Source organism: Psychrosphaera sp. 1_MG-2023 (genome assembly GCF_030548245.1).
In the GTDB taxonomy this organism is placed as follows: Bacteria; Pseudomonadota; Gammaproteobacteria; order Enterobacterales; family Alteromonadaceae; genus Psychrosphaera; species Psychrosphaera algicola.
Genome location: NZ_JAUORW010000017.1, coordinates 84123 through 106894, shown reverse-complemented (window position 1 = coordinate 106894; position 22772 = coordinate 84123). Strand labels below are relative to the sequence as shown.

Genomic DNA, 22772 nt, shown 5'->3' with positions numbered 1-22772 from the left:
TTCCTGTTTTTGTTGTCAACGTTTTATTTAAATCTTTTTGAAAGTTTTTTCAAACTTCCTAGTCGATTTAGACGCCATTCCTGCTACTAAACATATTGTTTTGAGCGGTTGATGTCTCCCTGACAACGAGGACGCATTATAGAGATCATTTTTAAAGGTGCAACTACTTTTTACAAAAAAGATCGCAACCGAACAAAGAACAACCAACTCGGCGCTGAGATGCTTGTTATATGGGGTTTTCTGGATCCTAATATTTTCTAGCTGCCACTAAATAATGCTAGTGTTCTAGGATCTAACAGTAGAAAGTTAAAATTATTTCAGTAGTTAGTACGATATATATAGATAGATAAGTGTAGAAAATGAGCGTTAATATAGAAAGGTTGAGTAAGAACTCTAAAAGCAGATGTTTATATAAAAGAGAATAAGGATCTTCAGACAAAAAAATGCCGGGTAAACCCGGCATTCGTTTTTATTCTTCAGTAGCTTCAACTACATCAGCACTTTCATCAAGTTCTGGTCTACCGACCAGTTCAATGTAAGCCATAGGTGCTTTATCACCAGTACGGTAGCCGCACTTAATGATACGAGTATAGCCACCTGGGCGTTCACTGTAACGTTGACCTAAATCACTAAATAACTTACCAACTACTTCAGCATCACGCGTTCTAGCGAATGCCAAGCGGCGGTTAGAAACGCTGTCTGATTTAGCCATTGTGATCAATGGTTCAATAACACGACGTAACTCTTTAGCTTTAGGCAAAGTTGTTTTGATGATTTCATGCTTCACCAAAGAACCCGCCATATTACGGAACATCGCTTGACGATGACTGCTGTTGCGGTTTAATTGACGACCACTCTTACGATGGCGCATGAGCTTTTCCTTCTAACTATTCGTTGACAGATTTAGTCGTTATCTAACAGACTAGCCGGTGGCCAGTTTTCTAGGCGCATGCCTAGAGATAAACCACGAGACGCCAAAACGTCTTTGATTTCTGTTAGCGACTTCTTACCAAGGTTAGGTGTTTTAAGTAACTCAACCTCAGTGCGTTGTACTAAATCACCGATATATTGAACTTGTTCCGCTTTCAAACAGTTTGCAGAGCGAACTGTTAGTTCTAAGTCGTCCACTGGACGAAGTAGAATTGGATCAAATTCCGGCTTCTCTTCTTCTTGTTGAACTTCAGTAACGTCACGTAAATCTACGAACGCTTCTAATTGCTCTGCAAGAATAGTAGATGAACGACGGATTGCCTCTTCAGGATCCAAAGTGCCGTTCGTTTCCATATCGATAATTAACTTATCTAAATCTGTACGCTGTTCAACACGTGCACTCTCAACATTGTAAGCTATACGCTCCACAGGGCTAAAAGATGCATCTAATAACAAACGACCGATTGGACGATCTTCTTCGTCGGAGGACACTCGCGCAGAAGCTGGTACATAGCCACGGCCACGCTCAACTGTTACACGCATTGAAATTTCAGAGCTTTCACTCGTCAAATTACAAATGATGTGCTCAGGGTTGATGATTTCTATATCACCATCGTGCTGAAAATCAGCAGCTGTAACAGGGCCGACACCTGACTTATTTAAAGTCAAAGTAACACCGTCCTTACCCTCAACGCGTACTGCCAAACCTTTAAGGTTTAACAATATTTCTATCACATCTTCCTGTACACCCTCTTTTGCACTGTATTCGTGCTGCACGCCGTCGATTTCTACTTCGGTTACGGCACAACCAGGCATGGATGACAACAAGATTCTACGCAACGCATTACCTAAAGTATGACCGAAACCACGTTCTAGCGGCTCCAACGTTACTTTAGCTCGAGTTGGACTTACTTGTTCAATGTCTACAAGCCTTGGCTTAAGGAATTCAGTTACAGACCCCTGCATTTTATATCCTCTTAGTTTTCAACTTTACTTAGAGTAAAGTTCAACAATTAACTGTTCGTTAATCTCGGCAGACAAATCAGAACGCTCTGGGTGAGATTTATACACACCAGACATTTCTTTATTATCTACGTCAATCCAAGTCGGTTTTTCACGCTGTTCAGCTAACTCTAATGCTGCAGCTATACGACCTTGCTTCTTCGATTTTTCACGAATTGCAACGACATCAGCAGCATTTACTTTGTAGGAAGGAACATTCACTACTTGACCGTTAACTACAATTGACTTGTGGCTAACTAGCTGACGAGCTTCCGCACGAGTACTTGCGTAACCCATACGATAAACAACGTTATCTAAACGACTTTCTAAAAGTGTTAAAAGGTTTTCACCAGTATTACCTTTAAGACGAGCCGCTTCTTTGTAGTAGTTACGGAATTGTTTTTCTAGAATTCCATAAATACGACGAACTTTTTGTTTCTCACGAAGCTGCAAACCGTAGTCAGACAAACGTGGCTTGCGCGCACCGTGCTGACCTGGAGCAGTATCGATTTTACATTTAGTTTCGATCGCACGTACACCGCTTTTAAGGAACAAATCTGTTCCTTCGCGACGACTAAGCTTTAGCTTTGGACCCAAATATCTTGCCATGATCTTTCTCCACTAAGCGTCGTTATACACGACGTTTTTTAGGCGGACGACAACCGTTATGAGGAATAGGTGTAACGTCAGTGATGTTTGTGATCTTATAACCCACAGCATTTAATGCGCGGATTGCAGATTCACGACCTGGGCCTGGGCCCTTGACGAATACTTCAATATTCTTCAAACCGTACTCTTTTGCAGCTTCACCTGCACGTTCTGCAGCTACCTGAGCAGCGAATGGAGTAGATTTACGTGAACCACGGAAACCTGAACCACCTGCCGTAGCCCAAGACAACGCATTGCCTTGACGGTCAGTTAACGTAACGATTGTGTTGTTGAAAGATGCATGGATATGAGCCATACCATCAGCAACCTGCTTTTTTACCTTTTTACGTGAACGAGTTGGAGCTTTTGCCATATCTTGCTACCTCGCCTTATTTCGAAATAGGTTTACGTGGACCTTTACGGGTGCGCGCATTTGTTTTAGTGCGCTGACCACGTAAAGGAAGACTGCGACGGTGGCGTAAACCACGGTAACAACCCAAATCCATTAAACGCTTAATGTTAAGTGTAACTTCACGGCGAAGGTCACCTTCTACGGTAAACTTGCCAACTTCTTCACGTAATTTATCTAAATCTGCTTCAGATAAAGTTCCGATTTTCGTAACTTCTGCGATACCAGTAGCTGCGCAAATTGCTTGTGCGCGAGTCTTGCCGATACCGTAAATCGCTGTTAAAGCGATAACAGAATGTTTACGATCGGAAATGTTAATGCCAGCGATACGGGCCACTAACACATCTCCTTAATTTATGGGTCGGTCGAAAAGCCCGTTAGGATACTCGACGTATGACCATTTGTAAATGTGGGCGAGACTATTATTAATCCCGCCCGCCTTTTTTATGTCGTATTAACCCTGGCGCTGTTTATGCTTAGGGTCTGTACAGATCACGCGAACAACACCTGAACGCTTGATTACTTTACAGTTACGACAAATCTTCTTAACGGAAGCACGTACTTTCATTGCTTTTACTCCGCAATCAACGGCTATAGCCTTTCAGGTTAGCTTTATCAATCGCTTTACCTGCAAGGTTCGCCTTTTTAAGAACAGATTCATACTGATGAGACATCAACAGTGTTTGAACCTGAGCCATAAAGTCCATGACAACAACAACGATAATCAATAACGATGTGCCACCAAAATAAAACTGAACATTCCATGCAATCATCATAAATTCAGGGACTAAACATACAAACGTAATGTATAGCGCACCTGCAAGAGTCAAACGTGTCATTACTTTATCTACGTATCTCGACGTTTGTTCTCCCGGACGAATACCAGGAATAAATGCACCTGAGCGCTTTAAGTTATCAGCTGTTTCACGTGGGTTAAAAACCAACGCTGTGTAGAAGAAACAGAAGAATATTATAGCAGCCGCGTACAACATAACATATAGGGGTTGCCCCGGTGATAAAGTTAAAGACACTTGTTGTAGAAAATCTGCAACAGCCCCTTCACCTGTACCAAACCATGCCGCAATTGTACTAGGAAACATGATAATACTACCAGCAAATATTGGTGGTATTACGCCAGCCATATTTACCTTAAGTGGTAAATGTGAGCTTTGTGCTTGAAACACTTGGCGTCCCTGTTGGCGTTTAGCGTAGTTAACAACGATACGTCGCTGACCACGTTCTACGAACACAACAAAGTATGTTACTGCAAATACAATTAGTGCAATCAATAACAACAAGATTAAGTGAATCTCGCCTTGACGAGCTTGCTCTGCTGTTTGTCCAATTGCTGACGGTAAACCCGCTACGATACCTGTAAATATAAGTATAGAAATACCATTACCGATACCACGTTCAGTTATTTGCTCACCTAACCACATCAAAAACATGGTACCGGTAACCAAACTTACTACAGCTGTAAAATAGAACCCTGGACCTGGATTAATTACCAAGCCAGACATCATATTTGGCAAACTTGTAGCAATACCAAACGACTGGAATGTCGCCAGTACAAGCGTGAAGTAGCGCGTGTATTGACTGATTTTCTTACGACCAGTCTCACCTTCTTTCTTTAGCTCAGCTAAAGTCGGGTGCATTACCGTTAACAACTGCATAATAATTGATGCAGTTATGTACGGCATAATACCTAGCGCTAATACCGAAGCTCGCTCAAGCGCGCCACCGGAGAACATGTTAAACATTTCTACGATGGTACCCTTTTGCTGCTCGAATAAATCAGCTAGTACTGCGGCATCTATCCCAGGAATTGGAACAAATGAACCCAATCTGAAAACAATGATTGCGCCCAATACAAACCATAAGCGTTGTTTCAATTCGGCAAAGCCGCCTTGACCGCTTTGTAGGTCTAATCCTGGTTTAGCCATAATATACTATCCTTATTCTACTTTTCCGCCAGCTGCTAAAATAGCTTCTTCAGCGCCTTTAGTAACACGTAGACCAGCTACAGTTACTGAACGAGCGATTTCACCAGATTTAACAACTTTAACGTAAAGCATGCCTTTTTTCACAAGACCGGCGGCTTTTAACGTTTCTAAAGAAACGATATCACCATCGACTTTTGCGATTTCTGACAATGTTACTTCATCAGTTACTAACGACTTGCGTGAAGTGAAACCGAATTTCGGTAACCTACGTTGTAAAGGCATTTGACCGCCTTCAAAACCTGGTCTTACACTTCCGCCCGAACGAGCTTTCTGACCTTTGTGTCCACGACCACCAGTTTTGCCTGTGCCAGAACCGATACCGCGACCTACGCGTTTCTTATCTGACTTAGCGCCTGATGCTGGAGATAGAGTATTCAAATGCATTAGATTACCCCTCCACTTTAACCATGTATTGAACTTGGTTTACCATACCACGCACACATGCAGTGTCTTCCAACTCTACTGTGTGATTGATACGGCGTAATCCCAAGCCACGTAATGTAGCTTTATGCTTCGGTAGACGACCGATAGAGCTACGTGTTTGTGTTACTTTAATCGTTTTCTTAGCCATGGTGTATTACCCCAAGATCTCACCAACGTTCAAGCCACGTTTTGCCGCAACTTGTTCAGGAGATTTCATTCCTGCAAGTGCGTCAACGGTAGCTCTAACAACGTTGATTGGGTTGGTTGAACCGTAACATTTAGAAAGTACGTTTTGTACACCTGCTACTTCTAGCACTGCACGCATTGCACCACCTGCGATGATACCCGTACCTTCTGAAGCTGGTTGCATATAAACTTTAGAACCAGAGTGACGACCCTTAATAGGGTGTTGCAATGTTCCATTGTTCAAATCTACGCTAACCATGTTACGACGCGCTTTTTCCATTGCTTTTTGAATAGCAGCTGGAACTTCACGCGCTTTACCATAACCAAAACCTACACGGCCGTTTTTATCACCAACAACAGTTAAAGCAGTGAACGAGAATATACGACCACCCTTAACTACTTTTGATACACGGTTAACCGCAATAAGTTTCTCTTCGAATTCAGTTTGAGTCTGTTTTGCTTCTACATTCGACATGCGCTACTCCTAGAACTGAAGTCCGGCTTCGCGAGCAGCGTCTGCCAACGCTTTAACACGGCCGTGATATTTAAAACCGCTACGGTCGAATGAAACTTTCGCTACACCATTCTTAACCGCACGTTCTGCTACTGCTTTACCAACCGCAGCCGCAGCTTCAACGTTACCTGTAGAAGCAACCGCAGAGCGGATGTCTTTTTCTACAGTGGATGCCGCCGCTAACACCTTACCTTCAGGAGAAATTACCTGAGCGTAAGCGTGACGAGGCGTACGGTGCATTACTAAACGAGTAACACCGTTTTCAATATACGTTCTGCGAGCGCGCTTGGCACGACGTAAACGAGCTGATTTCTTATCCATCGTCTTACCTTACTTTTTCTTAGCCTCTTTGCGACGAACGTTCTCATCGCTATAACGAATACCTTTGCCTTTATACGGCTCTGGTTCACGATATTTGCGAATGTTCGCTGCAACTTGACCAACTAGATGTTTGCTAGCGCCCTTAACCACAATTTCAGTTTGGCTAGGAGCTTCGACAGTAACGCCTGTAGGCACTTCGAAATTTACTGGGTGAGAAAAACCAAGTGATAAGTTAAGTACGTTGCCTTTAACAGCTGCACGGTAACCAACACCATTTAAAATAAGTTTTTTCTCAAAACCATCAGCAACACCAACAACCATGTTGTTGATATTCGCACGAGCTGTACCAGCTTGTGCCCACGCATCAGGAAAACCTTCACGTGGTAGAGTGCTTACTACGTTGTCGTTAACAACAACTTCAACGGCGGCGTTAACACTAATTGCTAACTCGCCTACTTTACCTTTAACTTTGACGTCCTGACCTGAAACAGAAATTTCAACACCGGCCGGTACGTTAATAGGTGCTTTTGCTACACGAGACATATTAGACTCTCCTATTAAGCTACGTAGCCGATGATTTCTCCGCCAATGCCCGCTTTGCGTGCAGCACGGTCAGTCATCAAACCTTTTGATGTAGATATGATAGCTACGCCCAATCCACCCATAACTTTAGGTAGGTTGTCAGTCTTCTTATAAATACGAAGACCAGGACGGCTAACTCGTTTAATTGTTTCAATTACAGATTTACCTTCGAAATATTTCAAAGTAACGCTTAATTCTTTCTTAACGTCACCTGAAACTTCGTAATCAGTAATGAAACCTTCATTCTTAAGAAGCTCAGCAATAGCTGTCTTAACTTTAGAAGAAGGCATTGTTACGTCGACCTTATTTGACATTTGGCCGTTACGTACGCGGGTGAACATATCCGCGATAGGATCTTGCATGCTCATCTTTCAATACTCCCAGATTCTTACCAAGAAGCCTTTTTAAGGCCTGGAACTTCACCACGCATAGCTGATTCACGTAATTTAATACGGCTTAAGCCGAATTTACGTAAAAAGCCATGAGGACGGCCAGTCACTGCACAACGGTTACGTTGGCGCGAAGGGCTTGAATCACGAGGAAGCTCTTGAAGTTTAAGCACTGCAGCCCAACGATCTTCATCAGACGTGTTAACGTCTTTGATGATTGCTTTAAGCTCAGAACGTTTAGACGCAAATTTTTCAACTAATTTAGCACGTTTTACGTCGCGCGCTTTCATTGAATTTTTAGCCATTACTCTACACCTTATCCTTTAAATGGGAAGTTGAAAGCAGCTAACAAAGCGTGACCTTCCTCATTCGTTTTTGCCGAAGTAGTAATAGTGATATCTAAACCACGTACCTTGTCTACTTTGTCAAAATCGATTTCAGGGAAGATAATTTGTTCGCGTACGCCCATGCTATAGTTACCGCGACCGTCAAATGACTTAGGATTTAAGCCACGGAAGTCACGAACACGAGGTAGAGCGATAGTAATTAAGCGCTCTAAAAAGTCCCACATACGCTCACCGCGTAGAGTTACCTTGGCACCGATCGGGTATCCTTCACGGATTTTGAAGCCTGCAACAGACTTACGAGCACGAGTAACAACAGCCTTCTGACCGGCAATAGATTCCATGTCAGATGTTGCTGATTCAAGTACTTTTTTGTCCGCTAGAGCTTCACCCAGACCCATGTTCAAGGTAATTTTCTCAAGTCGAGGGACTTGCATGACAGATGTGTAGCCGAACTGTTTCATCAATTCAGGCACTACGCTGTCTTTAAAAGTATCATGCAGTTTCGCCACGTTATACTCCAAGATTAGATAGTTTTATTATTAGATTTGAAGAAACGAACTTTTTTGCCGTCTTCAAATTTAAAACCTACACGATCTGCTTTTCCAGTTTCTGGATTAACAATCGCTACATTTGAAACGTTTACAGAAGCTTCCTTCTCAATGATCCCACCAGGCTGCTGTAACTGTGGTACAGGCTTAGTGTGCTTCTTGATTAGGTTAATTCCTTCAACGATTACTCGTTCAGTACCAGCGATAACTTGTAAAACTTTACCAGTCTTACCTTTATCTTTGCCAGTAATTACGATGACTTCATCATCACGACGAATTTTGCTTGCCATTTTCAGCTCCTTAAATTACTTCAGGTGCCAAAGATACAATCTTCATGAACTTTTCACTACGCAATTCACGAGTTACTGGGCCGAAGATACGAGTACCAATTGGCTGCAAGTTGGCGTTCAATATAACAGCTGCATTACTATCGAAACGGATGGCTTGACCATCTGGACGACGAACCGCTGACTTAGTGCGAACTACCACCGCGTTTAGGACATCACCTTTCTTAACTTTACCGCGAGGAATTGCTTCCTTCACAGAAACTTTAATGATGTCGCCTATACGGGCATAACGTCGGTGAGAGCCACCTAGAACCTTAATACACTGTACGCGACGAGCGCCTGAATTATCAGCCACGTCTAACGTAGTTTGCATCTGGATCATGTTTAGTGCTCCACTATTAAATTTACTTCATATGCCCTTTCGGACAAGCTACTTTCAAGACGTTCAAGATACACAAGAACAATCTACCCCCTAAAAGGGCGCGCAAGTGTAACTGAACAGGACACTGAATACAACCTAAGATTAAAAAATGTTCAATGAATAAACAAATTAGTCTTAAAGGCTTAATACACGCCATATCTCTAGTTAGTTTTAGAAGCAAAATGATTAAAATATTAAAGGGATAAAAAAACCGGAGCCTAAGCTCCGGTTTTTAAACAAAAGGCTTTAATTAATTAAAGTTCTTTAGCTTTTACGATTACGTCTACTAATGTCCAAGTTTTTAACTTAGAAATCGGAGCGCATTCACGGATTGTAACCGTGTCACCAATATCACACTGGTTTGTTTCGTCATGTGCATGCAACTTAGTTGTACGCTTAACGAATTTACCATAGATAGGGTGTTTAACCTTACGTTCGATAGAAACAACGATAGATTTCTCTGCCTTGTTGCTAACTACGCGGCCTTGTAATGTACGGATAATATCGCTCATTACGCACCTGCCTTAGTTTGTGTAATTACTGTTTTCACACGTGCTATGTTGCGACGTACTTCTTTCAGTAAGTGAGTTTGAGCTAGTTGACCTGATGAATGTTGCATGCGCAAATTGAATTGCTCACGTAACAAACCTAGTAGTTCAGCTTTAAGCTCTTCTACGCTTTTATCTTTAAGTTCGCTAGCTTTCATTACATCACCGTTCTAGTTACAAAAGTGGTTTTGAATGGAAGTTTACGAGCAGCTAGGCGGAATGCTTCACGCGCTAACTCTTCGGCTACACCATCCATCTCGTATAACATTTTACCAGGTTGAATTTCTGCAACCCAATATTCAACGTTACCCTTACCTTTACCTTGACGAACTTCTAACGGCTTAGCTGTTATTGGTTTGTCAGGGAAAACGCGGATCCAAATTTGACCTTGACGTTTCACGGCACGAGTCATCGCACGACGAGCTGCCTCAATTTGGCGAGCAGTCATACGACCACGACCAGTAGCTTTAAGACCGAAAGTACCAAAGCTAACCTTGTTACCGTTCAGTGCTAGTCCGCGGTTGCGGCCTTTATGCTGCTTACGGAATTTTGTACGTTTTGGTTGTAACATCGTCTACTCCCTACTTAGCTTTCTGGCTACGACGTTTCTTCGCTGGTTTAGGTTGTTTTGGTTCTTCTTGAGAGATAGAACCGAAACCACCAAGTACTTCACCTTTAAAGATCCATACCTTAACACCGATGATGCCGTAAGTAGTTAATGCTTCAGAAGTAGCATAGTCGATGTCAGCACGTAAAGTGTGTAGTGGAACACGACCTTCACGATACCACTCAGAACGTGCAATTTCTGCTCCGCCTAAACGACCGCTTACTTCAACTTTGATACCCTTTGCTCCAACACGCATTGCGTTTTGAACTGCGCGCTTCATAGCACGACGGAACATAACACGACGCTCAAGCTGGCTAGAAATGCTATCAGCTACAAGCTGCGCATCTAACTCAGGTTTGCGGATTTCCGCAATGTTGATTTGAGCAGGGACACCAGTCAATTTCGCAACTACATTACGTAGCTTCTCAACATCTGCGCCTTTCTTACCGATTACAACACCCGGACGAGCCGTGTGAATTGTTACTTTAATCGATTTTGCAGGACGCTCAATTGTGATTTTTGAAACTGAAGCGTTCTTTAATTCTTTAGTCAAGTATTGGCGTACTTTAATATCGCCGTTTAGTTGACCTGCGTATTCTTTCGTATTCGCGTACCAGGTAGCAACCCATGGTTTAGTGATACCTAGGCGAATCCCCGTTGGATGTACTTTTTGACCCATTAGTTAATCTCCTAGTCCGCAACTACTACAGTTATGTGTGAAGAACGTTTTAAAACGCGATCTGCACGACCTTTCGCACGAGTCTTAATGCGCTTCATTGTTGGACCTACGTCCACCAAAATTTTAGCAACTTTAAGTTCGTCGATGTCTGCGCCTTCATTATGTTCGGCGTTTGCAATCGCTGATTCCAATACTTTCTTAACCAAAACAGCAGCTTTTTTGTTGCTGAAAGTTAATACGTCGAGTGCCTTGTCGACTGGTAGACCACGGATCTGGTCAGCTACCAAGCGAGCCTTCTGTGGAGAAGTGCGGGCAAAACGATGTTTAGCTAATGCTTCCATTTTTTACTCCTTACTTCTTCTTAGCTTTCTTGTCAGCCGCGTGACCGCGGTATGTACGAGTCGGTGCAAATTCACCCAGTTTATGGCCAACCATTTCGTCAGATACATACACTGGAACGTGTTGACGACCATTATGAACAGCAATGGTCAATCCAATCATATCTGGAATGATCATTGAGCGACGAGACCAAGTCTTTATAGGCTTCTTGTTCCCGCTTTCCAAAGCTGCTTCGACCTTCTTCAGCAAGTGCAGGTCTATAAAAGGACCTTTCTTGAGAGAGCGTGGCATGGTATTACCTCACTAATTATTTATTACGACGGCGAACAATATACTTGTCCGTGCGTTTGTTCTTACGAGTCTTAGCACCTTTAGTCGGTTTACCCCATGGAGTAACCGGGTGACGACCACCTGAAGTACGACCTTCACCACCACCGTGTGGGTGATCTACCGGGTTCATTACGACACCACGGACAGTCGGACGGATACCGCGCCAACGGCTTGCACCAGCTTTACCAAGCTGACGAAGCATATGTTCAGCGTTACCCACTTCACCTAGAGTCGCACGACAATCAGATAGTACTTTACGCATTTCGCCTGAACGAAGACGTAGAGTTACATATTGACCATCACGAGCCAAGATTTGTACGTATGCACCAGCAGAACGTGCCATTTGAGCGCCTTTACCAGGCTTAAGCTCAACATTGTGCACTGTGCTACCTACTGGCATATTACGCATAGGCATAGAGTTACCAGCTTTGATTGGTGCGTTTATACCAGACATTACCTGGTCACCAGCTTTAAGACCTTTAGGCGCTATGATGTACTTACGTTCACCATCGGCATAAAGAACTAAAGCGATGTTAGCACTACGATTTGGATCGTATTCTAAACGCTCAACTGTAGCAGGGATACCATCTTTGTTACGTTTGAAGTCAACTAAACGGTAGTGTTGTTTATGACCACCACCGATATGACGTACAGTAATGCGACCGTTGTTATTACGACCACCAGATTTAGATTTTTTCTCTAAAAGCGGTGCGTACGGTGCGCCTTTATGTAGGTCAGTGTTAACAACTTTCGTTACATGACGACGACCTGGAGAAGTTGGTTTACATTTTACTAAAGCCATTTTTCAATTCTCCAATTACTCTGCAGCTGCTTCTTCAACGTCTAAAGTTTGACCTTCAACAAGAGTCACGTAAGCTTTTTTCCAATTCTTACGACGGCCCATGCGAGCGCCTGTGCGCTTGGCTTTACCTTTAACGTTTAAAGAGTTAACTTTTTTAACTTCAACTTCGAAAAGTTTCTCAACCGCTGCTTTGATTTCTTCTTTAGTCGCATCTACTGCAACTTTGAAAACCAAAGTATTGTTAGCTTCTTGTGCCAAAGTACTCTTTTCAGAGATATGTGGAGCTACCAAAACTTTTAACAAACGTTCTTCGCTTATCATGCTAGCATCTCCTCAATTTGTTTAACTGCAGCAGCAGTTACCAATACTTTGTCAAAAGCGATTAAACTAACTGGGTCGATAGTTGCCACGTCACGTACGTCAACTTTATATAAGTTGCGTGCTGACAAGAACAAGTTCTCTGAAACTTCTTCAGTTATGATTAACACATCTTTTAAGCTCATTTCGTTCAACTTAGCTGCTAGCGCTTTAGTCTTAGGAGTTTCAACTTCAAAGTTGTCAACTACTACGAAACGTTCTTGGCGAACAAGTTCAGAAAGGATGCTTTGAATAGCACCACGATACATTTTCTTGTTCACTTTTTGTGAGTGATCTTGTGGTTTGGCTGCGAATGTTACGCCACCTGAACGCCAAATTGGAGAACGAATAGTACCAGCACGGGCACGACCTGTTCCTTTTTGACGCCATGGTTTTTTACCACCACCGCTAACTTCTGAGCGAGTTTTTTGAGCTCTAGAACCCTGGCGAGCGCCTGCAGCGTATGCAGTAACTACCTGGTGAACTAATGCTTCATTAAACTCACGGCCGAAAGTAGCTTCTGAAACTTCAACAGCGCCGTTTGCGCCTGCAAAATCTAATTTCATCACTAATCTCCGGTTTACGCTTTAACAGCAGGTTTAACTACGACGTTTCCGCCAATTGCACCTGGTACAGCGCCTTTTACTAGAAGTAAGTTACGCTCTGCGTCTACACGAACAACTTCAAGATTCTGAGTTGTAGTGCGTACGTTACCCATTTGGCCGGCCATCTTCTTACCTTTAAATACACGTCCTGGAGTTTGGTTTTGACCAATTGAACCCGGAGCACGGTGAGAAAGAGAGTTACCATGAGTCGCGTCTTGCATGCTGAAATTCCAGCGCTTAACACCACCTTGGAAACCTTTACCTTTAGATGTGCCTGTAACGTCAACTAACTTAGTGTCGTTAAATACTTCTACAGTAATTTCGTTACCAACTTCGATACCGTTACCTTCATCTGCAGCTAAGCGGAATTCCCATAAACCACGACCAGCTTCGACACCTGCTTTCGCATAGTGACCAGCATCTGCCTTGTTTACGCGGCTCGCTTTTTTATCGCCTGCAGTTACCTGAAGAGCACGGTAACCGTCGGTTTCTTCGTCACGGATTTGAGTAACACGATTAGGTGTTGCTTCAATTACCGTAACTGGTACAGATACGCCATCTTCTGTGAAGATACGTGTCATGCCCACTTTACGTCCGACTAGACCTATAGTCATTTTGAAACCCCCGATTAACCCAGACTTATCTGAACATCTACACCAGCAGCAAGATCTAAGCGCATAAGTGCGTCAACAGTTTTTTCTGTTGGCTCAACTATGTCGATTAGACGTTTGTGCGTACGAATTTCATATTGGTCACGCGCATCTTTGTTTACATGCGGGGATACCAATATAGTGAAGCGTTCTTTACGAGTTGGCAGTGGAATTGGACCACGAACCTGCGCGCCTGTACGCTTAGCCGTTTCAACGATTTCTTGTGTTGACGTATCGATTAATCGATGGTCAAACGCTTTCAATCGTATACGAATACGTTGACTATTCATTTTAAACCTCAAAAAAAGAGCATTTTAGAAAGAGCATAAAAAAACACGCATCACCTCTCCTTATAAGAGAAATAAGCGTTTTTCTTTATATATTAATTGGACTCCATATCGGAGCCCCTGTATATGGTTAGCCAATTGCTAACCTACCAAGCTAATGAAAGAACATATAAAATTATTAGCTTGCCCAAAAATTAATTGTACCGAGATACAAAATGGGAGTGCGCATTCTATAGAGTCTGACTATAAATGCAACAATTTATTTACATAAATTGTATTTTATCTGCCGTATTGGGATTAAGTCACTACGCATACGTATGCCTGTTCCATCCAATAAGCTTTTCAGACACTCTTATCTACATTATATCGGCATACGCATGGTCATTATGGTTAAATTATTTAAAGCACTTTTACTGGTTACCTTGTTAGGTTTATGGAGTCTCCCCGCGTTCTCAACGTCCGTCAACGTGATGGGTCCTTTATGGTTAGACACACAAGCTCAATGGCGTGATTTTAAAAATGACCTTCAAACTGCGAAAAAGATGGGCATAGAAGCAGTCACCGTCGATGTTTGGTGGGGAGCAGTTGAAAACGAAGGCGACCAGATGTTCGACTGGTCTTATTATGACAACATCTTTTCCGCCATTACCTCAGCAGGATTGCAGATCATACCAATTATGTCCTTCCATCAGTGTGGCGGAAATGTCGGTGACAGTTGCGACGTACCTATCCCTAATTGGATTTGGCAACATTATACTAACGAAAACACGGGACAATCGGAGCACCTGAAAGCTCAGACTTTAAAGCCGACTGACCTCATGTATAAAAGTGAACAAGGAAACTATTCAAATGAGTATGTTTCACTTTGGGCTGACAACCTCGTAATTCCGCAATACATTGAGTTTATGTCAGCGTTTGAATCACATTATGCGCACATGGCTGTTAACTTTGATGAACTCAATATAAGCATGGGACCAGCGGGTGAACTTAGATACCCTTCATATAATAGCCATGATACCAATACCGGTTATCCAACTCGGGGGGCATTTCAGTCATTTGGTCTGTTAGCTATTAGCGACTTTCAACAGTCCATACTTAGTAAATACCAAAGTTTGTCTAATATAAATAAAGCTTGGCAGACCTCGTATACGGCACTGGAACAAATTGAGTTACCTAAGCACATGGATACGTTTGTTACGACCGGTCAACACCTTAATTCAACATACGGCTTGGATATATTGGATTGGTATCATCAGTCCCTAATGAAACACGGCGACCGATTAATAACTGCAGCACAGCGTGGCTTCTCAAAAGCATTTAAAAATATCGACTTAGGTTATAAGGTCCCTGGCATCCATTGGTTAATGGCTGCCCCTTCACATTTGGCTCGAGCTGCTGAATTATCGGCTGGGGTTATATCAGCCGAGTTTAGAAGCAAACTAAATAATAAAGGTGTTGGTCATGGTTATAAAGCTGCCATTGGTCTAGCTGCAAAACATTCAACGACTGAACGCCAAGTCATTTTGCACTTCACCTGTTTAGAAATGTCTGACAACCCAGTATCCCATTCCTTTTCATTGGCTAAGACGCTTGTTAGCTGGGTCGGAAAAGAGGCAAAAAGGCAAGGTGTCACGGTGAAAGGAGAAAATGCGTTGGCTGCAGGCACATCATCACAGACGGGGTGGAACAATATTACCGATGCGTTAATGAATGACGGGTATGGCGGAATAACCATCCTTAGATTAAACGATGTTGTAAACGGTCTTGCAAACACTCAATACCCAAAACTTATTAATAAGCTGAATGACTGATTTAGTGAATTATTGCGAGCGCTGTCCATTTCGTCAATAATGGCGAAACACTACTATTTATTACAGGGATTGTTCATGCCTAGAATTGGATTTTTATTTGTCGCCTTTTTAATGTCAACCGGCGCTCTGGCTGCAGAAGATAACGCGTTAAAGCGCAGTTTTAATATCGCCTATGATGCGTTTAAAAATGCGCTTGAATCTGAAGATATTGAGTTAACCATTCGTACTGGCCTTAACGCCTATAACACCGGAAAGCGCTTATTTGGTTCAAATAGTGTAAATACTGCAAATTTGGCGTCCAATTTGGCAACCGCCTATATAGATAATAAGGAATTCAAACTCGCAAATGACCTTTTGCTTCCTTATATAGATGTTTATTTAGAAGAGTATAAAGAAGACAGCCTTGCAATCGTTGACCTTTACATATTAGTTGCTAAGTCATATCAGCGGAAAAGCAAAAATAAACAAATAAAGTATTACCAAAATGCACTATCTTTATTGGATAGCCATAAAGATTCTAAACCTTTACTTGTGGCAAATATTCAAGCGGATATTGGCGCCGAATTACTCTCTTTAGGTTCGCCAAAAAGCAGAGTCCTTATCGAAGCAAATGACTATTTGAGTAAACACTTGCCTGCGAATGAAAGACAACTTGTATATTCTAATTATTACACCGGAAACTACTATATTGCGACGGGGAAAACTGACAAAGCCATAGCAATGTTATCAAAAAACTTAGATGTTTTTTACAATCTAGATGGCCCGACTCACCCTTTAGAACTGACCACCCATGCTGTTTTAGTTAAAGCATATGAGAAAATTGGTGAAAGTGATCAGGCGACTAATCATTGTAAAGCCATTGGCCAAATGACGCCTTGGGATGATAACCAGTTGCCAAAGCCACTTTACCGAACGCAACCTCAATACCCTCAGTCAGCAGTGCGCTCTCGTAAAGATGGCTACGCTATTGTCGAGTTTGTGATAGATGCAAATGGCTTTGTAAAAGACCCTATTTCGACGGAATATGGCGGCAGTAAAAAATTCCAAAGGGCAGCAATCGACGCAGTTGAGAATTGGCGATACGCCCCTAAATTTGAAAACGGCGAGCCTGTCGAAGCAACTTCAAGGGTACAACTCGATTTTAAAATTGGACGTTAATAGCGTTCAAACGTTATTAATTAGCTTAGGTGACTATTGATATTCACGAGTCGCCTAATAAGTCGTTATGAATAAAGATGGCGATCTATTTGATATTTCTTCATTTTCGAAGCCAATGTCGTCGGTTTTAAACCTAATAATTCTGCAGCGCCGTTATCGCCATATATTTTGCCCGCGCTTTGACTAAGTGCTTTCTCAATATTCAATTTTTCCATTTCCTTATGCTGTAGCGCATTGACAATGTTAGGCAGCGACAGTGCGGTTTTAGCTACGCTTCTTGATGTTGGCTCTTGGCTTAAAAATTCAAAATTTAACTTATCACTCACTGCGAGTATCACCTGCCGCTCTATTATATTTTCAAGCTCACGAATATTGCCAGGCCAATTATATTGTTCAACGTGCTGCATCTGAGCGAGTGAAACTTTTAATGTTGGTTTGTTAAATCGACGACAGGCCTTACGTACAAAGTGTTTAACCAATAATCCCAAATCGCCACGACGCTCTCTTAATGGCGGAGAATTAAGTGGAAATACGTTAAGTCGAAAATACAGATCTTCACGAAATTTATTTTCAGCAACAAGCTGTTTTAGGTCTTTGTTTGTTGCGGCGATAACCCGTACATCCACTTTGCGAGTGGTAGACTCGCCAACCCGTTCAAATTGTTGTTCCTGCAAAACCCGCAATAGTTTACTTTGAAGCTGTAGCGGAATTTCACCAACTTCATCTAGAAAAATTGTCGCACCATCGGCTAGTTGAAACCGTCCTAATCGATCGGATACCGCGCCTGAAAACGCGCCTTTTACATGCCCAAAAAATTCACTTTCAAACAGTTCCGCTGGAATAGCAGCACAGTTAACCCGGATTAGTGGCCTTGCTTTTCTTTGGCTAACTTCGTGTATGGCTCGGGCAATTAACTCTTTACCTGTACCTGACTCACCGGTTATGAGTACATTTGCATCCGTCGGTCCTACAAGTTCGATTTGATGCACCATATGTTTAACTTGAGAACTGTTACCAATGATTTGGTGATGGTTAAAGTCTGCATTTAGCTCTTCTTTTAGATACGCATTTTCCATTTCCAAGCGCGCTTTTAATGAGTCCACTTGTTCCAATGCATTGCGCAGTTCAGACTCGGTCTTTTTGCGCTGGGTAATATCACGAAAAACCACTACCGCACCAACTAAAATACCGTTTTCAGTTACAGGAGTACTCATGTATTCAACTGGCATAGCCCGACCGGACTTACACCAAAACACCTCGTTGTCGACACTGTGCACCTCTCCGTCATGGAAGGCTGCGAATATAGGACATTGATGCGTGTGATAAGGAGAACCGTCTGCGTGTGAATAATGTATTGCCTCGTGAATATTAACGCCAATCAACTCTTCTTTGGTCCAGCCCAATAATGCTTCGGCAGCTGCATTAACAAACGTTGCGTTGCCTTTGGTGTCGACACCATAAATTCCGTCACCTACAGCCTTTAAAAGCAATTGATTTTGGCGCTCGATTTCTTCAAATACGGTTTCGTCCTGGCTCCAATGAAACATACCAGCTTGGTATTTTTCATTAAGCTTCGACATAAAACGTCTTTTATCGTTTTCAGCGCGTCGCTCACAACTCAATAAGATACAGTCATCAAGCTTGTTTGCGTTAATCTCAAGCCCGATAGATATGCCGCTTACCTGTATGGTCAATTCATCAGACCACGCCTGCCCTTGCTCCAAAATTTGCTGTGTAAATACCATAAACAAATCTAAACACTCAGAGAAAAACTGCGTCGCCGTTAATAGTTCAAGTTGCTGCTTATCGATGCCAAACATTAGCTCCGCTTGCTTATTGACACGTAATAGACGGTTTTCCCGCGGTTCTATCAACACCATTGCTGTAGGTGCTTTATGAAATAAGTGATTTAGCATTAAAAACCTCAAGTCGCGTTCGATGCAAAGCATATTCCCTCGCATCCGAAACGTAGGTGATATCGTTGTGTTCTTCTATTTAGTAATTAGACCTTCAATCTTTAAGCCAACAACGACATTTCGTTGAAATAACCACGAAAAATCGTTACCAACGAAATTTCGTGGTTGAAAAAAGAGCCATAAAAACAACATAACTTATTAATATACAACAACTTAACAACAACCTATCGTTTGGCACAAAAGTAGCAATAACAGATACAAGCACTAATTTATTTAACAGCTCTGCGGCAATTTGACTTAAACAGACTTACGCAGATCAATGAATGCACCACCTAGGTTCAATTCAGCCCAAATAGAATCAAACTGACAAAGGTATCAATATGAAAAGAATCGATGTAACAGAGTTAATATTTGCCATAAAAAAAGAACGCGACCTGACTTGGCAGGCAATCGCCGATGCAATTGGTAAATCAGATGTTTGGACTACCTCAGCGTGTTTGGGCATGAATAGTTGCCCACCTGAAACCGCAACTAAACTTGTAGAGTTCTTAGGATTACCTGAAGACGCAAAAGCTTCTCTTATGAGTTTCCCGACCAAAGAGTGGGACAAGTCAATTCCTCAAGATCCTTTAATCTACCGACTTTACGAAGTTGTGGGCGTTTATGGCGACACACTAAAAGAAGTTATTCAGGAAAAATTCGGCGATGGCATCATGAGCGCTATCGATTTTTCAATGGAAGTAGATAAAGAAGAAAACCCAAAGGGTGACAGGGTGATCCTAACTCTTAACGGTAAATTTTTACCTTATAAAACCTGGTGATCGATTTTGGTGCAATTGCATTCGAAGGACAATATTTACAACAAACACATTCTTTTACAGTGCAATAAAACGAGTCTAAAAAACCTTAAAAACAATAATTACAACAAGTTAACTTACTGGCATTCATTATGCTCTGTAAGTTAATAAAAATAATACACAACAATTTTCAAATTAGAATAGGCGAGAATAATAATGGCGTATATCGAACCAAGTGAGTTTGTCACAAAGATGGTCGACGCAGGTGAACAAAAAGTTTACATGTCGACGAAGGACACAATAATTAGGGCTTTTATGGCCGGAGCAATTTTAGGTTTGGCGGCCATATTTGCAATTACCGTTGCAACAAAAACGGGTAGCGCTATCTTAGGAGCCTGCCTGTTTCCGGTTGGTTTCATCATGCTTTATTTAATGAAGTTTGACTTGCTAACTGGTGTATTTACATTAGTACCACTGGCTTTATTTGATAAACGTCCCGGCGTTACTTTTGGTGGCGTAATGCGAAACTGGGGACTGGTCTTTATCGGTAACTTCGGCGGGGCGTTAACAACCGCATTTTTGATGTCCTTTATTTTAACTTACGGCTATTCAGCAGATGGTGGGGCTATTGCAGCAAAAGTCGCTTCAATTGGTGAATCAAGAACCGTAGGTTACCAAGAACATGGCATAGGCGGTTGGATTACAATTTTTATCCGCGGTATGTTATGTAACTGGATGGTTTCAATGGGTGTTGTTGGTGCGATGATTTCGACCTCTGCTGGCAGTAAAATGGCGGCAATGTGGATGCCAGTTATGCTGTTCTTCTTTATGGGCTTTGAGCATTCAATCGTGAACATGTTCTTGTTCCCGTTTTCTATGATCATGGGTGGCGACTTCACCGTATACGATTACCTACTTTGGAATGAAATTCCAACGGTATTAGGTAACCTTGCAGGTGGTCTATTGTTAGTTGGCTTGCCTCTTTACCTTACCCATGTAAAAACATCACCGGAACGTAAATTGAAAGCGAGCTAATTAGCTTCTAAAATTTATCTTTGCGACTCCGTCTGCCTAGCTAGCGGAGTCTTTTTTTAGGAATCCGACAATGAATCAACCTCTCGCAGTGACTATTGGTTATGCAACAAACAAGGGGTTAAAACCCGTTAACCAAGACTTCGCTGGCAGTGTTGTTCCTAAAGAACCTCAATTGAGCGCCAAAGGCATTGTCTTAGCGATGGCTGACGGCATAAGTTCTAGCGATGTTAGCCAAGAGGCAAGTGAGTCAGCCGTTCTGGGATTTTTGGAAGATTACTACTGTACGTCTGACTCTTGGTCTGTCAAATCATCAGCGCAGAAAGTGATAAGGTCAATTAATTCATTATTATGTGCTCAAACTCAAAATAGCCCTCACCGATTTAATAAAGACAAAGGGTATGTTTGTACCTTCAGTGCGCTCATTTTAAAGTCTAATACTGCTCATATACTCCATACTGGCGATACTCGAATTTATCGACTTGCTAATGGCGAACTAGACCAATTGACAGAAGACCACCGAAAGGTCGTTTCAACCGAGGTTAGTTATTTAACTCGAGGATTAGGGATAGATCAAAATTTAGAAATCGATTACCAAACTCAATCGCTGGAAAAAGGCGACATATACATTTTGGCAACTGATGGCATATATGAATTTATCGAACATGAAGTAATGCGTAAGATAATTGCCCATTCCATTACATTACAACACGCGGCGGGCGACATTTTGGCAGCCTGTTTAGAGGCTGGCAGTAATGACAACTTATCAATTCAAATAGTTAGAGTGGACCATGTCCCGAATTACGAATTAGAAGAAGTTCACCGACTTACGAGTTTGCCTTTACCGCCAAGACTTAACGCCCGAATGATATTTGACGGTTTTGAAATTATTCGTGAAATCTACATAAGTAGCCGTAGCCATGTATTTTTGGCGAAAGATATTGAATCTGAACAGTTAGTCGTTATTAAAACGCCTTCAACTGAATTGCGCTCAGATACCGCTTACCTTGAGCAGTTTATGCTAGAGGAGTGGATAGCAAAACGTGTAACAAATCCATACGTTGCCAAAGCAGTTCTCTCTAGTCGTAAACGTAATTACCTTTACTTAGTGACTGAATACATCGACGGCATTTCTCTTGAGCAATGGATGATAGACAACCCAAAACCCTCGTTAATTCAAGTTCGTTCAATAGTTGAACAAATTGCAAAAGGGTTACAAGCCTTCCACCGACAAGAAATGATCCATCAGGATATTCGCCCAAAAAATATTATGATTGATAGTAACAATACCGTGAAAATCATTGATTTTGGTTCAACCTACATTGCTGGGGTAAGTGAATACGACAACGAAATTCGAGGCACTATGCGATATTCTGCACCGGAGTATTTCTTAGGAAAAGCCGGTACACAATGCTCAGATCTCTATTCTTTAGCAGTTATAACTTACCAAATGCTCTCAGGCTCATTTCCATATGGGACCAAAATTGCGCAGGCAAAAAGCTTTTCTGCACAGAAAAAGCTTAATTACCAAACTCTCATTGATGATGACTCAGAATTACCCGCTTGGGTGGATGATGCTTTGTATAAAGCTTTGCAAATCGACCCACTACAACGATATCAAGTATTGTCTGAGTTTATACATGATCTTAAACATCCAAGTTCCAGCTATGTGTCACGCACTAAACCACCTCTGATTCAGCGAGATCCAGTGATGTTTTGGCAAGGAATAAGTTTTGGGCTGTTTATTTTGCTGGTTATCCAGTTAGCAAAATAGATTTATCAAGGGCTTTACCTTGGCGTATTTGAAACATGTTAGGGAGAGTTGGCAAACAACACACAATTTA

Annotated in this window: 34 protein-coding genes; 5 read left to right on the top strand and 29 right to left on the bottom strand. The window is 42.1% G+C overall.

The window, feature by feature from the left end; translation table 11 throughout:
* Nucleotides 1-469 precede the first annotated feature (469 nt).
* The 28 genes from rplQ to rpsJ all read right to left on the bottom strand — a co-directional run bounded on the left by rplQ (nt 470) and on the right by rpsJ (nt 14217).
* Nucleotides 470-871 carry a 50S ribosomal protein L17 gene (gene rplQ, locus Q4575_RS15895; RefSeq protein ID WP_215964729.1) on the bottom strand — a complete coding sequence of 134 codons (402 nt, stop codon included), beginning with the start codon at nt 869-871 and terminating at the stop codon, nt 470-472.
* 32 nt (nt 872-903) lie between these two features.
* On the bottom strand, nt 904-1896 hold the full coding sequence (gene rpoA, locus Q4575_RS15890; RefSeq protein ID WP_215964728.1) for a DNA-directed RNA polymerase subunit alpha: 993 nt from the start codon (nt 1894-1896) through the stop codon (nt 904-906).
* Between the two features lie 24 nt (nt 1897-1920).
* Nucleotides 1921-2541, bottom strand: a complete 621-nt coding sequence (rpsD, locus tag Q4575_RS15885; protein ID WP_215964727.1) for a 30S ribosomal protein S4 — start codon at nt 2539-2541, stop codon at nt 1921-1923.
* A gap of 22 nt (nt 2542-2563) precedes the next feature.
* Entirely contained in the window at nt 2564-2953 is a 390-nt protein-coding gene (gene rpsK, locus Q4575_RS15880) for a 30S ribosomal protein S11 (RefSeq protein WP_155696621.1), read from the bottom strand.
* Nucleotides 2954-2969: 16 nt separating this feature from the next.
* Nucleotides 2970-3326 (bottom strand): 30S ribosomal protein S13, encoded by a 357-nt coding sequence (gene rpsM, locus Q4575_RS15875; protein ID WP_215964726.1) that lies wholly within the window; start codon nt 3324-3326, stop codon nt 2970-2972.
* Between the two features lie 117 nt (nt 3327-3443).
* Nucleotides 3444-3557: a 50S ribosomal protein L36 gene (gene rpmJ / locus Q4575_RS15870; protein ID WP_105051509.1), complete on the bottom strand. Its 114-nt coding sequence runs from the start codon at nt 3555-3557 to the stop codon at nt 3444-3446.
* 16 nt (nt 3558-3573) lie between these two features.
* Nucleotides 3574-4932 carry a preprotein translocase subunit SecY gene (secY, locus tag Q4575_RS15865; protein WP_215964725.1) on the bottom strand — a complete coding sequence of 453 codons (1359 nt, stop codon included), beginning with the start codon at nt 4930-4932 and terminating at the stop codon, nt 3574-3576.
* Between the two features lie 12 nt (nt 4933-4944).
* The gene (gene rplO / locus Q4575_RS15860; protein WP_215964724.1) at nt 4945-5376 is read right to left on the bottom strand and encodes a 50S ribosomal protein L15; all 432 of its coding nucleotides are present in this window, start codon (nt 5374-5376) and stop codon (nt 4945-4947) included.
* A gap of 4 nt (nt 5377-5380) precedes the next feature.
* Entirely contained in the window at nt 5381-5563 is a 183-nt protein-coding gene (rpmD, locus tag Q4575_RS15855; RefSeq protein WP_215964723.1) for a 50S ribosomal protein L30, read from the bottom strand.
* A 6-nt stretch (nt 5564-5569) separates the two neighbouring features.
* Nucleotides 5570-6076 (bottom strand): 30S ribosomal protein S5, encoded by a 507-nt coding sequence (gene rpsE, locus Q4575_RS15850; RefSeq protein WP_215964722.1) that lies wholly within the window; start codon nt 6074-6076, stop codon nt 5570-5572.
* A gap of 9 nt (nt 6077-6085) precedes the next feature.
* Nucleotides 6086-6436: a 50S ribosomal protein L18 gene (rplR, locus tag Q4575_RS15845; protein WP_215964721.1), complete on the bottom strand. Its 351-nt coding sequence runs from the start codon at nt 6434-6436 to the stop codon at nt 6086-6088.
* Between the two features lie 9 nt (nt 6437-6445).
* Nucleotides 6446-6979, bottom strand: a complete 534-nt coding sequence (gene rplF, locus Q4575_RS15840) for a 50S ribosomal protein L6 (RefSeq protein ID WP_215964720.1) — start codon at nt 6977-6979, stop codon at nt 6446-6448.
* Between the two features lie 14 nt (nt 6980-6993).
* Nucleotides 6994-7386, bottom strand: coding sequence for a 30S ribosomal protein S8 (gene rpsH, locus Q4575_RS15835; RefSeq protein WP_215964719.1), 393 nt, complete (start codon nt 7384-7386; stop codon nt 6994-6996).
* 20 nt (nt 7387-7406) lie between these two features.
* On the bottom strand, nt 7407-7712 hold the full coding sequence (gene rpsN / locus Q4575_RS15830; protein WP_215964718.1) for a 30S ribosomal protein S14: 306 nt from the start codon (nt 7710-7712) through the stop codon (nt 7407-7409).
* Nucleotides 7713-7723: 11 nt separating this feature from the next.
* Entirely contained in the window at nt 7724-8263 is a 540-nt protein-coding gene (gene rplE / locus Q4575_RS15825; protein WP_215964717.1) for a 50S ribosomal protein L5, read from the bottom strand.
* 14 nt (nt 8264-8277) lie between these two features.
* Nucleotides 8278-8592 carry a 50S ribosomal protein L24 gene (gene rplX / locus Q4575_RS15820; protein ID WP_215964716.1) on the bottom strand — a complete coding sequence of 105 codons (315 nt, stop codon included), beginning with the start codon at nt 8590-8592 and terminating at the stop codon, nt 8278-8280.
* Nucleotides 8593-8602: 10 nt separating this feature from the next.
* Nucleotides 8603-8971 carry a 50S ribosomal protein L14 gene (gene rplN / locus Q4575_RS15815; protein ID WP_215964715.1) on the bottom strand — a complete coding sequence of 123 codons (369 nt, stop codon included), beginning with the start codon at nt 8969-8971 and terminating at the stop codon, nt 8603-8605.
* Nucleotides 8972-9264: 293 nt separating this feature from the next.
* The gene (rpsQ, locus tag Q4575_RS15810; protein ID WP_215964714.1) at nt 9265-9522 is read right to left on the bottom strand and encodes a 30S ribosomal protein S17; all 258 of its coding nucleotides are present in this window, start codon (nt 9520-9522) and stop codon (nt 9265-9267) included.
* Nucleotides 9522-9716, bottom strand: a complete 195-nt coding sequence (gene rpmC, locus Q4575_RS15805) for a 50S ribosomal protein L29 (RefSeq protein ID WP_215964713.1) — start codon at nt 9714-9716, stop codon at nt 9522-9524. The genes rpsQ and rpmC overlap by 1 nt, the downstream gene beginning before the upstream one ends.
* Nucleotides 9716-10129: a 50S ribosomal protein L16 gene (gene rplP, locus Q4575_RS15800; RefSeq protein WP_215964712.1), complete on the bottom strand. Its 414-nt coding sequence runs from the start codon at nt 10127-10129 to the stop codon at nt 9716-9718. Before rplP ends, rpmC begins: the two co-directional genes overlap by 1 nt.
* Nucleotides 10130-10139: 10 nt before the next feature.
* Nucleotides 10140-10844: a 30S ribosomal protein S3 gene (gene rpsC, locus Q4575_RS15795; protein ID WP_215964711.1), complete on the bottom strand. Its 705-nt coding sequence runs from the start codon at nt 10842-10844 to the stop codon at nt 10140-10142.
* 11 nt (nt 10845-10855) lie between these two features.
* Nucleotides 10856-11185, bottom strand: coding sequence for a 50S ribosomal protein L22 (gene rplV / locus Q4575_RS15790; protein WP_215964710.1), 330 nt, complete (start codon nt 11183-11185; stop codon nt 10856-10858).
* A 10-nt stretch (nt 11186-11195) separates the two neighbouring features.
* Nucleotides 11196-11474, bottom strand: a complete 279-nt coding sequence (rpsS, locus tag Q4575_RS15785) for a 30S ribosomal protein S19 (protein ID WP_215964709.1) — start codon at nt 11472-11474, stop codon at nt 11196-11198.
* A 16-nt stretch (nt 11475-11490) separates the two neighbouring features.
* A complete protein-coding gene (gene rplB, locus Q4575_RS15780; protein ID WP_215964708.1) occupies nt 11491-12315 on the bottom strand; it encodes a 50S ribosomal protein L2 in 825 nt (274 codons plus the stop codon).
* Nucleotides 12316-12330: 15 nt separating this feature from the next.
* Entirely contained in the window at nt 12331-12636 is a 306-nt protein-coding gene (gene rplW / locus Q4575_RS15775; RefSeq protein WP_215964707.1) for a 50S ribosomal protein L23, read from the bottom strand.
* Nucleotides 12633-13238 carry a 50S ribosomal protein L4 gene (gene rplD / locus Q4575_RS15770; protein WP_215964706.1) on the bottom strand — a complete coding sequence of 202 codons (606 nt, stop codon included), beginning with the start codon at nt 13236-13238 and terminating at the stop codon, nt 12633-12635. The genes rplW and rplD overlap by 4 nt, the downstream gene beginning before the upstream one ends.
* 14 nt (nt 13239-13252) lie before the next feature.
* Entirely contained in the window at nt 13253-13891 is a 639-nt protein-coding gene (gene rplC, locus Q4575_RS15765; protein WP_215964705.1) for a 50S ribosomal protein L3, read from the bottom strand.
* 14 nt (nt 13892-13905) lie between these two features.
* The gene (rpsJ, locus tag Q4575_RS15760) at nt 13906-14217 is read right to left on the bottom strand and encodes a 30S ribosomal protein S10 (protein WP_215964704.1); all 312 of its coding nucleotides are present in this window, start codon (nt 14215-14217) and stop codon (nt 13906-13908) included.
* Nucleotides 14218-14600: 383 nt separating this feature from the next.
* On the opposite strand from rpsJ, the gene Q4575_RS15755 reads away from it, so the two are divergent.
* Both Q4575_RS15755 and Q4575_RS15750 read left to right on the top strand, forming a co-directional pair.
* Nucleotides 14601-16025, top strand: a complete 1425-nt coding sequence (locus Q4575_RS15755) for a family 14 glycosylhydrolase (protein ID WP_303523474.1) — start codon at nt 14601-14603, stop codon at nt 16023-16025.
* A 75-nt stretch (nt 16026-16100) separates the two neighbouring features.
* A complete protein-coding gene (locus Q4575_RS15750) occupies nt 16101-17183 on the top strand; it encodes a TonB family protein (RefSeq protein ID WP_303523473.1) in 1083 nt (360 codons plus the stop codon).
* Nucleotides 17184-17248: 65 nt separating this feature from the next.
* Here the strand turns inward: Q4575_RS15750 and Q4575_RS15745 are convergent, their stop codons facing one another.
* On the bottom strand, nt 17249-19099 hold the full coding sequence (locus Q4575_RS15745) for a sigma 54-interacting transcriptional regulator (protein ID WP_368393332.1): 1851 nt from the start codon (nt 19097-19099) through the stop codon (nt 17249-17251).
* Between the two features lie 380 nt (nt 19100-19479).
* Here Q4575_RS15745 and cynS point away from each other — a divergent pair, with 380 nt between their 5' ends.
* The 3 genes from cynS (at nt 19480) to Q4575_RS15725 (ending at nt 22702) form a co-directional block, all read left to right on the top strand.
* On the top strand, nt 19480-19920 hold the full coding sequence (cynS, locus tag Q4575_RS15735) for a cyanase (protein ID WP_215964700.1): 441 nt from the start codon (nt 19480-19482) through the stop codon (nt 19918-19920).
* 192 nt (nt 19921-20112) lie between these two features.
* A complete protein-coding gene (locus Q4575_RS15730) occupies nt 20113-20931 on the top strand; it encodes a formate/nitrite transporter family protein (RefSeq protein ID WP_215964699.1) in 819 nt (272 codons plus the stop codon).
* A gap of 70 nt (nt 20932-21001) precedes the next feature.
* On the top strand, nt 21002-22702 hold the full coding sequence (locus tag Q4575_RS15725) for a bifunctional protein-serine/threonine kinase/phosphatase (protein WP_215964698.1): 1701 nt from the start codon (nt 21002-21004) through the stop codon (nt 22700-22702).
* Nucleotides 22703-22772 lie beyond the last annotated feature (70 nt).

Coding starts and splice junctions, on each gene's coding strand:
- rplV (WP_215964710.1), bottom strand. CDS start 11,185: ATGGAAGCATTAGCTAAACATCGTTTTGCCCGCACTTCTCCACAGAAG.
- rpsC (WP_215964711.1), bottom strand. CDS start 10,844: ATGGGTCAAAAAGTACATCCAACGGGGATTCGCCTAGGTATCACTAAA.
- rplP (WP_215964712.1), bottom strand. CDS start 10,129: ATGTTACAACCAAAACGTACAAAATTCCGTAAGCAGCATAAAGGCCGC.
- rpsK (WP_155696621.1), bottom strand. CDS start 2,953: ATGGCAAAAGCTCCAACTCGTTCACGTAAAAAGGTAAAAAAGCAGGTT.
- rplF (WP_215964720.1), bottom strand. CDS start 6,979: ATGTCTCGTGTAGCAAAAGCACCTATTAACGTACCGGCCGGTGTTGAA.
- rplX (WP_215964716.1), bottom strand. CDS start 8,592: ATGGCAAGCAAAATTCGTCGTGATGATGAAGTCATCGTAATTACTGGC.
- secY (WP_215964725.1), bottom strand. CDS start 4,932: ATGGCTAAACCAGGATTAGACCTACAAAGCGGTCAAGGCGGCTTTGCC.
- rpsJ (WP_215964704.1), bottom strand. CDS start 14,217: ATGAATAGTCAACGTATTCGTATACGATTGAAAGCGTTTGACCATCGA.
- rplN (WP_215964715.1), bottom strand. CDS start 8,971: ATGATCCAGATGCAAACTACGTTAGACGTGGCTGATAATTCAGGCGCT.
- rpsH (WP_215964719.1), bottom strand. CDS start 7,386: ATGAGCATGCAAGATCCTATCGCGGATATGTTCACCCGCGTACGTAAC.
- rpmJ (WP_105051509.1), bottom strand. CDS start 3,557: ATGAAAGTACGTGCTTCCGTTAAGAAGATTTGTCGTAACTGTAAAGTA.
- rplW (WP_215964707.1), bottom strand. CDS start 12,636: ATGATAAGCGAAGAACGTTTGTTAAAAGTTTTGGTAGCTCCACATATC.
- rpsS (WP_215964709.1), bottom strand. CDS start 11,474: ATGCCACGCTCTCTCAAGAAAGGTCCTTTTATAGACCTGCACTTGCTG.
- rpoA (WP_215964728.1), bottom strand. CDS start 1,896: ATGCAGGGGTCTGTAACTGAATTCCTTAAGCCAAGGCTTGTAGACATT.
- rpmD (WP_215964723.1), bottom strand. CDS start 5,563: ATGGCTAAGAAAACGATTAAAGTAACACAAACACGTAGCTCTATCGGT.
- rpsE (WP_215964722.1), bottom strand. CDS start 6,076: ATGTCGAATGTAGAAGCAAAACAGACTCAAACTGAATTCGAAGAGAAA.
- Q4575_RS15750 (WP_303523473.1), top strand. CDS start 16,101: ATGCCTAGAATTGGATTTTTATTTGTCGCCTTTTTAATGTCAACCGGC.
- rpmC (WP_215964713.1), bottom strand. CDS start 9,716: ATGAAAGCTAGCGAACTTAAAGATAAAAGCGTAGAAGAGCTTAAAGCT.
- rplO (WP_215964724.1), bottom strand. CDS start 5,376: ATGCATTTGAATACTCTATCTCCAGCATCAGGCGCTAAGTCAGATAAG.
- rplQ (WP_215964729.1), bottom strand. CDS start 871: ATGCGCCATCGTAAGAGTGGTCGTCAATTAAACCGCAACAGCAGTCAT.
- rplD (WP_215964706.1), bottom strand. CDS start 13,238: ATGAAATTAGATTTTGCAGGCGCAAACGGCGCTGTTGAAGTTTCAGAA.
- Q4575_RS15755 (WP_303523474.1), top strand. CDS start 14,601: ATGGTTAAATTATTTAAAGCACTTTTACTGGTTACCTTGTTAGGTTTA.
- Q4575_RS15725 (WP_215964698.1), top strand. CDS start 21,002: ATGAATCAACCTCTCGCAGTGACTATTGGTTATGCAACAAACAAGGGG.
- Q4575_RS15730 (WP_215964699.1), top strand. CDS start 20,113: ATGGCGTATATCGAACCAAGTGAGTTTGTCACAAAGATGGTCGACGCA.
- Q4575_RS15745 (WP_368393332.1), bottom strand. CDS start 19,099: ATGCTAAATCACTTATTTCATAAAGCACCTACAGCAATGGTGTTGATA.
- rplR (WP_215964721.1), bottom strand. CDS start 6,436: ATGGATAAGAAATCAGCTCGTTTACGTCGTGCCAAGCGCGCTCGCAGA.
- rpsN (WP_215964718.1), bottom strand. CDS start 7,712: ATGGCTAAAAATTCAATGAAAGCGCGCGACGTAAAACGTGCTAAATTA.
- rpsQ (WP_215964714.1), bottom strand. CDS start 9,522: ATGAGCGATATTATCCGTACATTACAAGGCCGCGTAGTTAGCAACAAG.
- rpsD (WP_215964727.1), bottom strand. CDS start 2,541: ATGGCAAGATATTTGGGTCCAAAGCTAAAGCTTAGTCGTCGCGAAGGA.
- rplC (WP_215964705.1), bottom strand. CDS start 13,891: ATGACTATAGGTCTAGTCGGACGTAAAGTGGGCATGACACGTATCTTC.
- rplB (WP_215964708.1), bottom strand. CDS start 12,315: ATGGCTTTAGTAAAATGTAAACCAACTTCTCCAGGTCGTCGTCATGTA.
- cynS (WP_215964700.1), top strand. CDS start 19,480: ATGAAAAGAATCGATGTAACAGAGTTAATATTTGCCATAAAAAAAGAA.